The organism is Streptomyces sp. NPDC059788 (genome assembly GCF_042732265.1).
Lineage (GTDB): Bacteria > Actinomycetota > Actinomycetes > Streptomycetales > Streptomycetaceae > Streptomyces.
In genome coordinates this window covers 20,129-36,011 of sequence record NZ_JBHWHY010000031.1, presented here as the reverse complement: position 1 = coordinate 36,011, position 15,883 = coordinate 20,129, and the positions used below count along the sequence as shown (strand labels likewise).

12 protein-coding genes are annotated in these 15,883 nt (G+C 70.4%); 4 read left to right on the top strand and 8 right to left on the bottom strand.

Going from position 1 to position 15,883, the window contains the following annotated elements:
• Positions 1–611: 611 nt before the first annotated feature.
• Positions 612–3,023: an ATP-binding protein gene (locus ACFV57_RS25885; protein ID WP_385236917.1), complete on the bottom strand. Its 2,412-nt coding sequence runs from the start codon at positions 3,021–3,023 to the stop codon at positions 612–614.
• Between the two features lie 371 nt (positions 3,024–3,394).
• On the opposite strand from ACFV57_RS25885, the gene ACFV57_RS25880 reads away from it, so the two are divergent.
• Complete coding sequence (locus ACFV57_RS25880) at positions 3,395–3,622, top strand: hypothetical protein (protein ID WP_385236914.1); 228 nt, start codon at positions 3,395–3,397, stop codon at positions 3,620–3,622.
• A gap of 189 nt (positions 3,623–3,811) precedes the next feature.
• The gene (locus ACFV57_RS25875; RefSeq protein ID WP_385236911.1) at positions 3,812–4,324 is read left to right on the top strand and encodes an RICIN domain-containing protein; all 513 of its coding nucleotides are present in this window, start codon (positions 3,812–3,814) and stop codon (positions 4,322–4,324) included.
• 153 nt (positions 4,325–4,477) lie between these two features.
• Here the strand turns inward: ACFV57_RS25875 and ACFV57_RS25870 are convergent, their stop codons facing one another.
• The 7 genes from ACFV57_RS25870 to ACFV57_RS25840 all read right to left on the bottom strand — a co-directional run bounded on the left by ACFV57_RS25870 (position 4,478) and on the right by ACFV57_RS25840 (position 12,470).
• Positions 4,478–5,347 carry a geranyl diphosphate 2-C-methyltransferase gene (locus tag ACFV57_RS25870; protein WP_385236908.1) on the bottom strand — a complete coding sequence of 290 codons (870 nt, stop codon included), beginning with the start codon at positions 5,345–5,347 and terminating at the stop codon, positions 4,478–4,480.
• 14 nt (positions 5,348–5,361) lie between these two features.
• The gene (locus ACFV57_RS25865; protein WP_385236905.1) at positions 5,362–6,630 is read right to left on the bottom strand and encodes a family 2 encapsulin nanocompartment cargo protein terpene cyclase; all 1,269 of its coding nucleotides are present in this window, start codon (positions 6,628–6,630) and stop codon (positions 5,362–5,364) included.
• Positions 6,631–6,665: 35 nt separating this feature from the next.
• Positions 6,666–8,087: a family 2B encapsulin nanocompartment shell protein gene (locus ACFV57_RS25860; RefSeq protein ID WP_385236903.1), complete on the bottom strand. Its 1,422-nt coding sequence runs from the start codon at positions 8,085–8,087 to the stop codon at positions 6,666–6,668.
• Between the two features lie 281 nt (positions 8,088–8,368).
• Positions 8,369–8,515, bottom strand: a complete 147-nt coding sequence (locus tag ACFV57_RS25855; RefSeq protein ID WP_385236900.1) for a hypothetical protein — start codon at positions 8,513–8,515, stop codon at positions 8,369–8,371.
• A gap of 39 nt (positions 8,516–8,554) precedes the next feature.
• Positions 8,555–9,037, bottom strand: a complete 483-nt coding sequence (locus tag ACFV57_RS25850) for a hypothetical protein (protein WP_385236898.1) — start codon at positions 9,035–9,037, stop codon at positions 8,555–8,557.
• Positions 9,038–9,968: 931 nt separating this feature from the next.
• Positions 9,969–11,420, bottom strand: coding sequence for a CoA transferase (locus tag ACFV57_RS25845; RefSeq protein ID WP_385236895.1), 1,452 nt, complete (start codon positions 11,418–11,420; stop codon positions 9,969–9,971).
• A gap of 51 nt (positions 11,421–11,471) precedes the next feature.
• Entirely contained in the window at positions 11,472–12,470 is a 999-nt protein-coding gene (locus ACFV57_RS25840; protein WP_385236892.1) for an MDR family oxidoreductase, read from the bottom strand.
• A 137-nt stretch (positions 12,471–12,607) separates the two neighbouring features.
• On the opposite strand from ACFV57_RS25840, the gene ACFV57_RS25835 reads away from it, so the two are divergent.
• Both ACFV57_RS25835 and ACFV57_RS25830 read left to right on the top strand, forming a co-directional pair.
• On the top strand, positions 12,608–13,453 hold the full coding sequence (locus ACFV57_RS25835) for a LysR family transcriptional regulator (RefSeq protein ID WP_385236889.1): 846 nt from the start codon (positions 12,608–12,610) through the stop codon (positions 13,451–13,453).
• 1,162 nt (positions 13,454–14,615) lie between these two features.
• A complete protein-coding gene (locus ACFV57_RS25830; RefSeq protein WP_385236886.1) occupies positions 14,616–15,767 on the top strand; it encodes a serine hydrolase domain-containing protein in 1,152 nt (383 codons plus the stop codon).
• Positions 15,768–15,883 lie beyond the last annotated feature (116 nt).

The window sequence follows — 15,883 nt, the reverse complement described above, 5'->3', positions numbered from 1 at the left end:
GGGAGGCCCCCGCCTCCCGCGCCGCGCCTTCCTCCCCTCGGGAGGCCCCGCCTCCCGCGCCGCGCTGTCCCCTCCCTCGGGAGGCCCCCGCCCCCGGTGGCATCCCGCTGTGTCGGCGCTACCTGGACAACCCGACCCGGCGCTGCGTACTCGCAGGCCCGGCCGGACTCCCGAAGTGCGTGGGAACCCGGCGAAACCCCGGGTGCTCCCCGCACCCAAGGCCCCTGTCGGGCTCCGAGAACCGATCACCCCGCGTCTGGCGCCCGGGACGCGACTGCTGGCTGTGTGTGGCGCCGGATTTATAGATCATTATTGGTTGCTTCGGGGCCGAACACCTGAAGCACGGTCAATCTAGAGCATCGGGGCGAGTATGAAGAGGGGGAAGTGTGCAATTTGTGCGCAAGCTGCGAAGCCGGATCTCCCGGGCCGTGATCGTCTTCGGGACCCGGCGCCTACGACGTGCCTTGTGACCTGTGATGACAGGAGTGCTCCTGGGTGCCGCCACTGACCGCCCCACTCCGAGCCCTTCCGGCACGGGCGCCCAGGCCGCATTCGGGCCCCATTACGTGACGAATACGGAGGTATGGGGCAAGGGGGTCTGCCCGGCACGGCTACTGGCTCGATGCGTGGGCGGCGGCGGGGCCACGGCCCGCGAGGTCGTCGAGCCGGCGCAGTTGGGCGGCGGCTTCGAGCCGGCGGGGGTGATTCAGCCGGGCGAGGCCCTGGTGGGCGGCGGTCAGGGTGTCGCGGGCCTCTTCGGTGCGGTGGAGGTGGCGCAGGACGATGCCGAGGTCGAGGCGGGCCGGTTCGCTCCAGTTGGACATCCGGGCCGCTTCGAAGGCGGTGACCGCCTGGCGCAGCGGGGCCTCGGCCTCGTTCCACCGGCGCAGGGCGGCGAGGTCGTTGCCGATGTGCATGCGGGTCGCTGCCAGGTAGGTGCCGAGGACTTCCTTCGACCGTGCGGGAAAGTTTCCTCCGCACAGGGCTTCGCTGCGCCGGTGCACGGCGAGGGCCTCGGCCGCGTGCCCGGTCCGCCGCAGGTGGCGGCCGAGGGTGTTGAGGGTGGACAGTTCGGCGAGACGGCTGTGGGTGTCGGTCCGGCCGGCGAGGTTGTCGGCGGCCTCGTGGAGGTGGGCGGTGGCCTCCTCGGCGCGGTCGAGTCCGATGAGCGCGCTCGCCGCGTAGTAGAGGGCCCAGCCGGTCTGGAGCCGGTCGTCGATGGTGCGTGCGGTGGCGAGCGCGGCCCGCGCGGTGGACAGGGCGGTGGTGTGGTCATGGCGGCACGTGCTGTGGGCCCAGGCCAGGTAGTTGAGGTGGACGGCCTCGTCGCGCCTGCTGCCCGTGGCGCGGGCGGCATCGACGCCGAGTCCGAAGACCTCGGCCCACTCCTCCCAGTGCGAGGTCCGGTCGGAGAACCAGTGCATGGCCGTGGCGGTGTCGAGGGCCTGGCGGTGCCGGCCGGCGGCGTGGGCGCGGTGCAGGGCCTTGAGCCACTGGGCCCGTTCGGCTTCCAGCCAGGCGTGGGCCTCTGCGTGATCCCAGGGTGCGTTCGCCGGGCCGTGATCGTCGTCCGGGCCGGTGTGGTCGGGCTCGCCGTCGAAGTCGCTGGGGTGGGGTTCGTTGTCGCCGTCGGGGCCGGTGCTGAACAGGCGTGCCGCGGCGGCGGCACGGCCGAGCGTCCAGGCGTCGGTGCGGTCCCGGGCGGCGGTGAGGTCGGCGGGCTGGTCCTCCTCGGCGAGCTGTTCGGTGGCGAACAGGTGGAGGAGGTCGTGGAAGCGGTAGCGATCCGCGGTGGGGTGGGGCTGGAAGAGACCGGCGTCGGCGAGGACCTGGGCACACCGGGCGGCCTCGCGCAGGGGCAGGCCGGCCAGGAGGGCGGCGGTGCGGGGGCTGAAGTCCGGGCCGTCGGCGAGGGCGGCGCGGCGGAAGACGGTGCGGGCGGCCTGGTCCAGCTGCCGGTAGGACAGGGCGAAGGCGGTCCGGACCTGTAGGGAGCCGGCTTGCAGGGCGTCGAGGCGGCGCTCGTGGGCGGCGAGTTGCGTGACGAGCTTGGCGAGGTGCTCGCCGGGGCGGGAGGCCAGGCGCTGGCCGGCGATGCGTACGGCCAGCGGCAGATGTCCGCACAGCTCCGCGAGGTCACGGGCGGCCTGGGCTTCTCGGCGTACGCGCTCCGGACCGATGATGCGGGTGAGCAGTTCGACGGCTTCCTCGCGGCGCAGCAGGGCGAGTTCGGCGCGGTGGACGGCTTCGAGGCCGCTCAGGGCGTGACGGCTGGTGACCAGGGTGAGCGAGGGGCCGTGGCCGGGCAGCAGGGGCCGGACCTGGTCCTCGTCGACGGCGTTGTCGAGCAGGAGCAGCACGCGCCGCTCGCGCAGCACGGAGCGGAGCAGGCCGGAGCGGTCGTCGGTGCCGGTGGGGACGGCGGCGTCGGCCACGCCCAGGGCGCGCAGCAGCCGGGCGAGGGCTTCGCGCGGCTGGACGGGCTGGGTGTCCATGCCGCGCAGGTCGACGGCGAACTGTCCGTCGGGGAAGTGCGGGGCGAGGGTGTGGGCGGCGTGCACGGCGAAGGCGGTCTTGCCCAGGCCCGGCTGCCCGCAGACCACGGCGACCGGCGGCCGGGCGGGGTCGAGGTTTTCGGCCAGGGCGAGCAGCCGCTCCAGGGCGGGGCCGCGGGCGGTGAAGTCGGGAAGGTCGCGGGGCAGGGCGAGGCTGTGGTGCGCGGTGGGTTCTGTCCCCGGCGCGACGTCCGCTTCGTCGGCGGGCCCGGTGGTGGTACGGGGGCGGCCCAGACTCGCGGCGTGTTCCAGCTCCTCCGCGCCCGCGGCGTCCAGCCGTAGAGCGGTGGCCAGGGCTCGCACGGTGCGGCGCTGCGGCCCGCGGGAGCGTCCGCGTTCCATGTAGGACAGCGCCCGCACGCTCACCCCCGCGGCGTGCGCCAGCTCCTCCTGGGTGAGCCCGGCACTCCGGCGCAGGCTGTTCAGGAGCGCGCCGAAGTCGCCGGTGGCCGGTGTAGCGGTGCCCATTGCTGACGTGCCCCCTGATTGACGTGGTCCCGTCGGACCCCGAACCCCACCTGCAGAAGTATGCAGGACATTACTTTTGCAGGTGAAACTTCCTGTTACGCCCGCGTTCCGTCGGGTTGGCTGAGGGCGTCAGGACGTCGGGGCAGGACGCGGGACGGTCCGAGGCCGGAGGGAGACCTTTCTGCCTCTGATGCCCGTGGGCCGATCCGCGGCGGCCTGCCACCGCCGGGCCGGGAAGAGAATGCCGCTTTCAGGCCAACTGCCCGACATTGCAACATCGTTGGAATTCTGACGACGGGACGCCATTGCCTGCTGTCGCAGAGTCTCCGGCGTGCCGGTCCCCGTACGGACGTAGAGAAAGGAGAGCTTCGATGCATCCGCAATCCGCAGTGCGCCGCCTCGGCAGACGGCTCGGGGTGCTGTGGCTTGCGCTCTTCGCCACGTGCGGGCTGCTGAGCGGCAACGCGGCACCGGCTCACGCGGACACCACGGAGCGGTGGACCACTCTGAACGGCGCCACCGCTGAATCCGCCCGCTTCGGCTGGATCCGGCGCCGCATCGAAGCCGTTATCCGCTCCGGACACGACGCGTCGCGGTGACAGTCGACAACCGCACGTACAACAACTTCCGCGAAATCCGTGACGGCGGCGGAAACAGGCCGGCGCTCGCCCCCTTCCCCGCGCTGTAAAACCAGCGCCGAGCCGGCCGGTGCGGACAGGCCGCACCACGATTCCCCACCCCTGCAAACCCCGCTTCGGCGGGTCGACGAATCCACCTGGAGGCAATCAGTGAAGATCTCAGTGAAAAAGAAGACCGGCGTGGTCGGCGCCCTGGTCGCCGCGGCCTGTATGACCGTCATGGCCGCGCAGACGCCGGCGGCCGCGGCGGCCCCGCGTGCCCAGGGCTCGGCCGGCGGGATCACCAATTGGCAGACCGGATACTGTCTCGACGGCGATGCCGGCGGGGCCGTCTACACCAGAGGAAACAGCAACGGCTGCGGCGCGAACAACCCCTACCAGCGCTGGCAGTCCCACGACGGGCCCAAGGGCATGATGCTGCAGAGCAGCAAGACCGGTCTCTGTCTCACCGGCGGGGGATCGGGGAGCGACCGGGTGCTCGCCAAACCCTGTGACTCGGAAGACTCCCGGCAGTGGTGGGAGCAGAAGTACCTGATGCAAGACGTGTATGCGCTGATCAACTACCAGAACAGGCGCGCCCTGGACTCCAACATGCAGGGCAACGCGTACACCAGTGTCTTCTCGGACTCGAACTCCTACATGAAGTGGTACATGCCGAGCTGATGCCCTTCTCGGGGCCGCGGCGCGATCGCGGGGCGCAGCCTGATGGCCGCCCCGCGGTCGCGCCGGTGCGGTCAACGAACAAGACCTTGCCGCAAGCGTCGTTTCCTCTCGCGGAGCAGGCCCCGGCCCCACCCCCGCGAGCGGTCGACGGAATCAGATCCGGTCGGCGGCGATCAGCAGGTACTGGAAACTGCCGTTCTTGTACGCGGTCAGAAACGTCTCTTCGATGCCCGTGGCCAACGAGGACCTCGCGCGTAGCTCCCAGTACGGGATGGTGGCCGCGGTGAGGTCCACCACGCCGCTCGGCACGAGCCGGTTGTTCGCCATTTCCTTGAAATAGGCGGAGCGGGGGTGGATATCGCAGATGTAGTGGGCGTTGATCGTCGAGACCTCGCGGGAAGGCAGCCCGTAGGTGTCGTTGTAGCAGCCGGTGATGGTGACGTACCGGCCGCCGCGCGCGAGGAGGCGGGCGTATTCGGCGAACAGAGTCGACAGGTCGACGTACATCGTGGACTCGTTGTTCCAGATGGCGCGGAACGAGCCCGTCTCGAAGCCGGTGTCGAGCATGTTCTTGACGTGGAAGCGCACCTTGTCGTCCACGCCGTGCTTCTCGGCCTGTGCGGTGGCGAAGGCCACCTGGGTCTCGGAGATGGAGATCCCGTCGACGCGGCAGTTGAACCGCTTGTTGGCGACCAGGCTGCCGCCGCCCCGGCCGCAGCCGGAATCCAGGAGCCGGTCGTCGGGGGTGACGGCGTCGAGGTGGTCGGCGAGGAAGTCGGCCTGGGCGCTCTCCAGGCGGTGCAGTTCGGCGATGGTGCGTTCGTCGCGGGTGGCCTCGGGGCCCTCCAGGACGCTCCAGTCGACAGTGCCGATGCCGTAGTGGTGATGGTAGAAGCCGTCGACTTCGCCCAGGCGGAGATTGACGGCGTTCCGCTCGTGGTTCCAGTAGTCGGCCACCGACTTCTGGTACGGGCTGATGGCCGGGGCCGATGCCGCGCTGCCGCGGTGCGCTGTGGTGGTCATGCGAATGCCTTCTCTCACCAGTAGTTCGGCAGGGAGTAGCGGTAGGTGTTGGTGTGGTGCCATTCGTGGTTGCCGGCGACCCAGGCGGCGAGACCGGTGGTGTAGCGGGCCAGGACCGGGTTTCCGGCGACCAGGGCCGAGGACTCGTCCTCGAAGGCGTGCATGATCTCGTTATGGATGTCGACGGCCTTCAGATACGCCTCTTTGAGGCCTCTGCCGTCCTCGGCGGCGATCACCACCGGGAGATTCAGATGGTGCTCGTCGACGGCCATCTCCTTGGTGAAGGAGTACAGGTCGTTGACGAGCGTGGTGGCGTTGCAGGCCAGCGCGGTCACGCGTTGGACCTCAGGGCGGGAGTAGAGCGGCTCGGGGATCTCGTAGCCGTCCACGGCGTCCACGATGGACAGGCAGGGGCGGAAGTTGTTGAACTGCCGCATCACCAGGTACCGCCACACCGGCGGGGTGGTATGGGTCTGCGCCCAGGCGCCCTCGGCGAGATACCCCAGGTGCAGGCGCGCCATGTCGTGGACGAACCGGGTGACCTGGCTGGGGGTGGCGACCTCCCGGAAGGCCCGCATCGCGTCGGCGTAGGAACGCAGCGGAGCGTCCGCGCCCAGGCCCTCGTTCCACTGCTGCTGGTAGCAGTCCGCGGTGTGCAGGGGGTCCAGGGCGCTCTGCGCGATGATGAGCCGGCCGCCCAGGCCGATGGGCGACCCGCCGTAGTCCTCGCAGTAGCAGTCGTCGACGACGTTCTCCGCCACCAGCAGTTTGCCCGCGACGACGAGGCGCTCCAGGCTGATGGCGCCCGGGTGTTGCAGGACCACCGCACGGCCGACCTGGAACCCGGCGAAATCCCCCGCCCATTCAGGGGGGAACAGATCGAGTTCATGGGCCCAGGCTTCGAGTCGCCGGTCCACCTCGGCGACCTTGGCCGGGTCGGCCGGCACGGCGGGCGGGCAGTACAGCCCCGGGATCGGGTCACCGGCGCGGGGCCCGGCCGTGGGGGAGGGAGCGGACTCGTCCCGGTCCGCTGCCGGCGGCAGGAGGGCCCTGGCCGCTGATGTGCCCAAGCCGGTGGGGCCGCAGGGAAGCCACGCCGCGGACTGCTTCTCCGGGGGGCCGGGCCGCGGGGGCGTCGGCTCGGACGGCGGGGCGGTCGGCTCAAGCGGCGGGGCGGTCGGCTCCCGTTCCCCGGGGCCGGCCGGATCGGCCGGTGAGGCGCTCACCTGGTCCGTGACCTCATGGGTGGCGGGAGCGGTGAACATCCGGGACAGCGACGACACCGTCTCAGCCCTCCTTCACTCGCCGAACCGGGCGCTCAGTCACGCGGTCGCACCTCGACGTTTTCGAGAATGCCGATGGCGTCCGGGACGAGAACGGCGGCGGAGTAGTAGGTGCTGACGAGGTAGGAGATGATCGCCTTCTCGTCGATTCCCATGAACCGGACGTTGAGTCCGGGCTCGACCTCGTCGGGCAGGCCGGTCTGGTAGAGGCCGACGACGCCCTGGTCGTCCTCGCCGGTTCGCATGGCGATGATCGACGACGTCTGGTGTTCCGAGACCGGGATCTTGCCGCACGGGAGGATCGGCACGCCGCGCCACGCGGGAATGTGGTGACCGTCGACATCGGCGCTGCTGAGGGAGAGGCCGCGCTTGTTGCACTCCTTGCCGAAGGCGGCGATGGCACGCGGGTGGGCGAAGAGGAACTTGGTCCCACGGCGCATGCTCAGCAGGTCGTCGAGGTCGTCCGGGGTGGGCGGACCGGAGTGGGCCGGGATGCGCTGGTCGAAGTCGGTGTTGTGGAGCAGCCCGAATTCCGGGTTGGTGACCAGCTCCCTCTCCTGCCGCTCGCGCAGCGCCTCGATGGTCAGACGCAGCTGCTGCTGCGTCTGGTTCATCGGCTGGTTGTAGAGGTCGGCGATCCGGCTGTGCACCTTCAGCACCGTCTGCGCGACGCTCAACTCGTACTCGCGGGGAGCGAGTTCGTAGTCCACGAACGTGGTCGGCAGCGTCGGCTCGCCCTGGTGGCTGGACAGGAACTCGATCGCGGCCTCACCGGTCTTGTTCGTCGGCTTCCGCGCGTCGGTGCTGCGCTTGTCCACGTGCGACCGCAACGCCTCGTACTGGCCGGCAACCGTCTTGTACGCGCTGTGCGGCAGCGTCAGGACCGTCACCGCGGTGGCTGCGCGGGCCGTGAAGTCCCACTTGCCGTCCGCCCCCGCCAGCGCGTTGCCGCCGAAGCTGTCGCCGTCCGACAGCCGGCCCACGATCGCCTCGCCCTCGTACTTCGCGGGTCTGACCTTGTCCACCCTGCCGTGCACGATGAGGAAGACGTGATCGGCCTTCCGGTCCTGCTGCACGATGATCTGACCGGGTTCGAACTCTTTTTGAGTGAACTTGTCGGCCAGCGCGCCCAATGCCGTGTGGTCGTCGAATCCCCGCAGCAGCGGCAGCTCCGCCAGCTCCTCCGGGATGACACGCACCTTGGCCCCGCTCTTCTCGAACGTCACCTTGCCGTCCCCGACGGTGAACGACAGGCGCCGGTTCACCCGGTAGGAGCCACCGGGAACGTTGACCCACGGCAGCTTCCGCAGCAGCCACCGCGAGCTGATCCCCTGCATCTGGGGTTCGGACTTGGTGGTGGTCGCGAGGTTCCGCGCCGCCGCCGTGCTGAGGCTGAGCTGCTCCTGCGCTTGTTCCTGCGCCTGCGCGGCCGCTGATGGGCTCGTCTCGACAGTCATCGACTACCTCTTTCGATCCATGAGATAACCCGCCTGACGCCGAGTGGGCAGACTGCACCAAAGGTCAGACGTGATCACTTTGCGTATGCATTCGTAACGCATGGTGACGCACGGGTGTGGCAGGCGCGCCCGCCCTCATCAGCAGGCACTGCGCACCCCGGCACTCACAAGTGATATCCGGCGGGAAACCGTTCCTGCGCTCGAAGGGGCGTCACCAGATCACCGGCAGGGTGAGCGGTGACCGGGCGGGCTTGCGGTCCTCCCGCGTGGGGGCTGCCCCGTCAGGCGGAGCCGGGGGAGGTGGTCGAGAAGGACTTCCAGCCCACGCTCAACTGGGTGCGTGCCAGGTGGGCGCCGATGCAGCGGTACGAGGAACTGGTGGCCGGGGACCGGCAGCTCGTACTGGACGAGACGAAGATCCAGTTCAAAGTGGGGACGGTGCTTTGCGGATCGAGCCGATGCGTCGCCTATACCGGGCTGCGAACGTAGCGGCCGGCGATGTCCACGAAAGCATCATGCGCGGCCACCGCGGCCAAGCGTGCCGAAGTCAGTCCGTCCCTGCTGGACCACGCACCGTGCATCTGGTAGGTCAGCGCGATCATGCGGTCTGCGGCGGCGCGCACGCCCTGATCCTCGATGAGGACGCGCAGCGCGGTCAGCGGGTGGGCGACCAGGGCGCGAGTGTCATGTCCCGTGGTGCGCAGTTCATCGATCCGCTCGTCGCTGGCGCGCTGGAGGACGGCGTCCCCCCGCTTCCAGATCGCCGTGCGGTGGGTGCTGACCGCACAGGCCAGCTCCGTGACCGCCCTGAGCTGTTCGCGGCGGAGGGTCGCATCGTGGGTGGCGCGCACCGCGCGCTCCGCGGCGCGCTCCTGAAAACGGCCGCTGACGACTGAACCCAGCAGGGTGGCGACGATCGCTACGGCGGCAGTGATGAGTGTCGCTAACACCGATGCAGGTCCTCCTCAGCAGAAACTCGGCCGGAACACGGCGCCTGCGGCTGTGAAGGGAACTCCGGTCCGCCCGGTACCCGTTATGCTCCGCCCCCCGGCCCATCCCGCAAAGGCGCACAGACACGGCGCGCGGAGCACCCGAAAGCTCTTGGCGTGACCGCTGACGGGCCACTGCGCGCGGAGGGTTCTGTGAGTACGAGATTCTCCCTCGTGGCGCGCGCGAGAAGTCAACAGAGGTTCGAAGACGGGTTCTCACTGAGTATGTGGTCCTGTCCCGCCGCTTCCTGTTGGGGTTTGGGCTGACCGTTGGCTCAAGGCAAAAGGGACCGCTGAGCCGGTCGGCCGGAAGCGTGACGACAGAGGCGTGTTTCCTTCCGCCGCCTCCTGGCTCCTCCCAGGACGGGGCGGTCGGTGGTCCTGCGCCCCTCGCCAGGCCGACCCCGCGCGGTACTCCCAGCGATCACGGCCCCCGGCTCGGCATCGATGTCCAGCCCGTCGCCCGCCCGCCGCGGCTTCGCGATCATTCCGCGGCGCTGGACCATCGAGCGCAGCATCGGCCGGCTTGTTTGGCATGACAGCAACACGGCAGGCGTCAAGTGCACCGGAAGCGCGTTCTACGCAAAGGCCAAGTGCAAGAATGGCCGGACCGCGCGAGGCGCGGTCTCGGCTTCGGGAACCACTTCCTACGCCTACTGCTCTTCCTTCAATTCGTCCCTGGCCAGGCCCGTGAAATGGTCGGGCGTCCGAGTGTGACGGGCTGTCGCGTACAGCGGTAGGAGTAATGCGGCGGCCCCTGCCTCAGGGGCCGCCTTCTCTCACGCCCAATGTGATGCAGTCCGCCACGGCGGAATGAACCGCCAACCACGACTTCCAGGAGAGAGGGAAGGCCCTCTCAACATCCCTCCCAGCACCCCTCCCCGTGTTCCTCTCAGCGTGGCAGCCACTCGGGTCGGGAACTGCCGAGTCGAGGGGTGGTCTTCGACCAGCTCGGCGGGGTTTCGCTCATCCGGATGACGGGGCCGAGGCTTTTGAGATCGCCGTAGACGGTGCCGTCGTCGGTTACGGCGTAGCGCTCGAACTCGTCGGTGGTCAGGCGGCCCGGGGCCCCGGCGAAGTCGTCCACCAGACCCTGGCGTTGCAGGAACGTCGCGGACTGGCAGAGAGAGACCTGCACGTGGTACGAGCCGCCCTCGCGTGCGCGCCGGGCGAGCGCGAGCAGCGTACCGTAGCCGGCCAGGAATCCGGTGAGGAAGTCGCAGAGGTACACCGGCGTCAGCTGTGGTCGGCCGTCGTTCGTCGCGTCTCCCTGGACGGCGCATGTGCCGGTGACGGCCTGTGCGACCTGGTCCCAGCCCGCACGCGCCCCGAAAGGCCCACCCGAGCCGAAGCAGTTGACGCTCACGTACACCACACCGGGGCGAAGCTCCGCGAGGTCGTCGGGGCCGTAGCCGTGCGCCTCCATGTGGTGGGGACGGTATCCCTCCACGAAGACATCGGCGACGGCGGCCAGCGCGCGCAGCCGGGCCGCTTCCTCCGCCTTGGTGTAATCCAGGTAGGTGCTGCGCTTGCCGTGGCTGGTGTCGCGGACGAAAGGCGGCACCTGGGGCAACTGCGGTGCGGTCACCATCAGCACGTCCGCCCCGTGCTCGGCCAGACTGATCGCGGCGGTCGGGCCGGCGAGGATCCGGGTCAGATCGAGCACCCGCACCCCGGACAGCGGCTCGGTGCCGCGAGCACCGCCGGGCAGGGGCTCGGGGGCGCTGCCGCCGATCTTCGTGATCTCCACGACCGGGCGCGAAGCGAGGTGGACGCCGTGCGGGTGCGCCCGCCATTCCTCCGGCATACGTACGACCCCGCCGCAGGCCTCGGCGGCGGCGACGGCCTCTTCGAGGTCGTCCGCCTTCCACCTGCGCACTGCCGCTCGGACCGACGCCGGCGTGGGATCGCAGTGCAGCACCTCCAGTACCCGTCGTTCGAGGTGCGCAAGATTGAAGTGCGGCAGGAACCAGCGGTCGTCGGCGGTCTGCCAGGGCTGCGTGAGCGAGACCATGTGCTCGACGTCGGGTGACAGCGGCGCGGGCCGGTACGCGCCGTCGGCACCGCGGACGAGTGTCATGTCCTCGCCGCCGAGGGCGGTCGCGGCCGCGGCGCGCACATCGACCGCGATCCTCTGGCGGCGGCCGGTGCGCAGCTGCCACAGATCGTTGGCCGCGACCGCGCGGGCCGCCAGCGCGTCGGCGAGCGTCCCGCCGATCCGGAACGGCGAGGCGAAGAGCGGATCCGACCCGGTGATCGTGACCTCGCCGGCGGCTGGTCGGGGACCGTCGCGCAGTGCCATGAGTTCGTCGAACGCGCCTGCTTTCCTGGGTGTGGTGCTCACTTCTTCCTCTCTTCCTCCCTCGGCGGCCTCTTCCTTCCCTTGCCGGAGTTCTCAGGCCCGCTGGATCGCGTCGACCACGATGCGGCCGGTGCCGTTCCCGGCGAGGAGTTCGGCTGCCGCTTCCTGGGCGCCCGTGAGCGGGACGAGGCGGGTGACGGTGTCGAGGAGCGCCGGGCGGAGGTGGCGCGCAAGGCACTGCCAGGCCGCTTCGCGACGGCTGACGGGGGTGCGGACCGAGTCGATCCCGACAAGGGAGATGCCGCGCAGAATGAACGGCAGGACGTTGCCCGGGTACTCGGCGCCCGCGGCGAGCCCGCAGGTGGTGGCGACGCCGGAGTGCTGAAGGCCGGCCAGGGCACCGGAGAGGACACGTCCCCCGGCCGCGTCGACCGCGCCCGCCCAGCGCTGCTTGCCCAGGGGCCTGCCGGGAGACGTGAGCTCCGCCCGGTCGACGATGTGGGCGGCTCCCAGGGCCGTGAGTCGTTCGGCGAGCGAGTCGGGGCGCCCGGTGGCGGCGATCACCTCGTAACCGGCTCCGGCGAGCAACGCGACGGCGATCGAGCCGACGCCGCCACCGGCACCCGTCACCAGCACCGGGCCGTTCTCGGGGCCCACACCGTGCCGTTCGAGCGCGAGGAGGCTGAGGGCCGCGGTGAACCCGGCCGTGCCGATCGCCGCGGCCTGCCGCGGGCCGAACGGATCGGGTACGCGGACGAGGTCGTCCCCGTTGACCACGGCAAGGTCGGCGAGCCCGCCGTGCAGTTCTTCACCGAGCCCGGCGCCGTCCAGGGTGACCATGTCACCTTCCCGCCAACGGGGGTGCCGGGAAGCGAGCACCTCCCCGGTGACGTCGATGCCGGCAACGAGCGGATGGCGGCGAACCACGCCGGGCCGGCCTTGCAGAGCGAGAGCGTCCTTGTAGTTGATGCTGGAGTAGTGCACCCGCACGCTGGTGTCGAGATCGTCCAGCATCTCGGTGTCGACCTGTTCGAACTTCGCGCGCGGCCCGTCCGCGGTGTCCCGCACGATCCAGCCGGTGAACGACGGCATGTCGCATCCCCGTCCTCTCCTGGTCGGTTATCCCTTGAATTCCACGGTAGGAAGCCGCAATGCGCGAGGGAAATGCCGGTCACTGTCCCGCTATGCGCGGTGGGCATAGCGGCTGGGGTTCCCCTAGGCTGCGGGTCATGGAGGTAGAGCTGCGGCATCTGCGCGCGTTCGTCACGGTCGTGGCACGGCGTACGTTCACGGCCGCGAGCCGCGAACTGCTGATCACTCAGCCGGCTCTGTCCCGCACGGTCCAGCAGCTGGAGGAGGCGGTCGGTACGCGGTTGCTGGACCGTACACCGCACGGCGTCGAACTCACCGAGACGGGCGGCGAGCTGTTCGAGCGGCTGAGCGGTGTACTGCGTGACCTCGACGCGGCCTTGGCCGCCGCGGGCGGGCACGCGGGGCTGCGGGTCGGCTTCCAGTGGGCACTGCCCGATCCGTGGACCAGCGACCTGCTGGGCGCGTTCGAAACCGCCACCGGCGCGAGGGTGACCCTCCTGCGGCGCGACGACATCGTCGCCGCCCTGCACTCGGGTGATGTCGACGCCGCACTGGTACGCGGCGACGTCCACGCCTCCGGAATCACCGGCACGCTGCTGTTCGAAGAGGACCGGCTGGCCGCGGTTCCCGCCGGATCACCGCTGACGGCCGGCGATGAGCTGAACTGGTCGGAGTTGTCCGCGCACCCCTTGGTCGTCAACACCGTCAGCGGAGCGACGAGCCCGGGTGACTGGCCGCCGGGGAAGCAGCCCGCGCGGGTGGTCGAATGCGGCAGCTACGACGAATGGCTCGCCATCATCGCCGCCGGCCGCGGCATCGGCTCCACCACGACCTCAGCCGCCCAGGCCCACACCCACGCCCGCGTCACCTACCTGCCCCTGCGGGACGCTCCACAGGTAGCCCTCCACCTGCTGTGGCCGACCCGCCGCACGAGCGACCCACTCCTGCGGCGCTTCCGCGAGCTCGCCCACTCCCTGGCGTGACACCGACTGGTGTCAACACCGGCTGGTGCGGAGCCGCGGCGATGCTCGGCGAACGCCTCGCTCTCCCGTAGCGGAGGGCACGGACGGCCAGACGAGGGCACAAAGCGTCCAGCTGCCTGCCCCCTTGCCCGTCCCCTCGCCCGGAGACGGCGGGGCGACCAAGCGCTTCATCTAGCGGGGCCTGGCGAAGGGTGGCGATGGCACATCGCGTGTCCGGCGAGCCGGTAGGTTGCCAGGTGTCCGATGTGGTCTCTCCCGGTACGCCTGCCCAAGTGAGGTGGGTCCCCGCTGAATTGGGGTGACGAGAGATCGGAGATCGGACGAGATGGAGCGATCAGCTGAGCAGGGCAGGCGTTGCCGAAAGCGTCGGCGGCCGACTGACTGGGGTCAGTTGGCCGCCTTGTTCCTCACGGCGGTCACGGCCATCGCGGGGTGCGTCGAGCGCTTTCTCTGACGCACGAGGGTGATCCGGGTTGTTGGCTGGAGCGAGTGAGCCCGGCCGGCGCATACCCGGCCGGACCCACCCTGTCCCCGCGCACGGGCCTGGCTTCGGGCTGCATCCCGAAGCCAGGCCTTACGCGTACGCGGGAAGTCCGGCTCCGATGCCCCCACTGAGGTATCCCCAGAATATTGACCCCTCTGAGGTAACCCCAGAGTTCCGTGCTCTGCCAATCCCGCGCTCGACAGAAGCGGGGAAAAGTCGACATTTCCCTGGCGAACGAGTATGGCGAACGGTGGCGTATGCGGCGTGGCGCATACGAGGCGAGTACGCGATGCCTGGTCAGGAGCGTGCCGGGGTGGCGAATCCTGGCGTATGGGCCCCATACGAAATCGCACGAAGAAACCCAGGCCATGCGGCGCCCGGAGACTTCTTCGTGGCGAGCGGCGACCCTACCCGCGCCTGCCCGTGGACCCTTGATCGGCGACTTCCACCAAGGAGCGACGTCTCATACGGCAGGGGAGTGCCGTACAGGACCGGACCGTCGCCCACACGGTCCGCCGCCCCACCCCGCCCTGACCGACCTCCGGATCAGAGGCAGGCCCGCAACTGACGTGGGGACAGCCTCAGTAGGGCTCCTGCGGCTGCCCGGATGGTGCACCGGGCCGCGTGTCAGCACGCTGGTCCCTGCTGCCCCAGCCGCGTACACGAGAAGGGCCCACCATGTCGAAACGCTCTCATCATCGTCGGATCACGGTGGCGGCCGTGTCGGCCGCCACCGCCCTGGTCTTGGCGGGCACCCTGCCCGTTTCCGCCGCGCAACCCCGAGCCGCCGACCCGGTGCAGCGCGGGCTGGAGCGGCTGGTGCACCAGGACGGCTACCCCGCCGCACTGGCCGCCGCCACCGGCCGCGACGGGCGCACCCGTGCCGCTGCCGCAGGCGTCGCGGACCTGCGGACCGGGGCGAAGGCGCCGGTCGACGGACAGATACGGGCCGCGAGCATCACCAAGTCCTTCACCGCCGTCGCCGTCCTGCAACTCGTCGGCGAGGGCAAGGTCGCGCTGGACGCCCCGGTCGAGACCTACCTGCCGAGACTGCTGCGCGGCGACGGCATCGACGGCCGCCGCATCACGGTGCGCCAACTGCTCCAGCACACCAGCGGGCTGCCCGACTATGTCCAGTACATGGACGACCTGGTCAGCAACCGCCACCGCTACTACAGGCCCCGCACCCTGCTCGACCTCGCCCTCCAGCACAAGGCAGAATTCCCGCCCGGCACGGGCTGGCGGTACAGCAGCACCGACTACCTGGTGGCCGGACTGCTCATCGAGCAGGTCACCGGCCGGCCGGTGGACGAGGAGATCACCCGCCGGGTGATCGACCGCATCGGGCTGCGGCACACCTACTTCCCGGCCGCGGGCGACCAGGGCATCCGCGACGCCCACCCGCATGGCTACGTCTCGTTGAAGCCCGGCACGCCGCTGCTGGACGTCACCGAGATGGACCCGTCCGCGGCCTGGGCCGGCGGCGCGCTGATCGCCACCCCGAGCGACCTGAACCGCTTCTTCGGCGCCCTGCTGGGCGGCCGGCTGCTCAAGCCCGCGCAACTCGCCCAGATGCGGACGACCGTGGCGATCCCGGCCGACGCCGGGTACCCGAAGGGCACCCGGTTCGGGCTCGGCCTGTCGAGCCAGCCGCTGAGCTGCGGAGGCCTGATGTGGGGGCACGACGGCGACTTCCGCGGCTACGCGGCCGACTCGGCCGCCACCGACGACGGCCGCGCCGCCACCATCGCCGTCACCGCCGAACCGGGCCCCACCGAGCAGGGCCGACACAACGCCGCACACCTGCTGGACACCGCCCTCTGCGAGTGACCCGCCGAGCCCTGCCGCCCCGGGGCGACGTAGCCGCGACCGTCGTCTGGTACCTGGTACCTGGTACCTGGTACCGCAAGCGAGCCCACGGCCGCCCGACACCGCCCGTCGGCGGG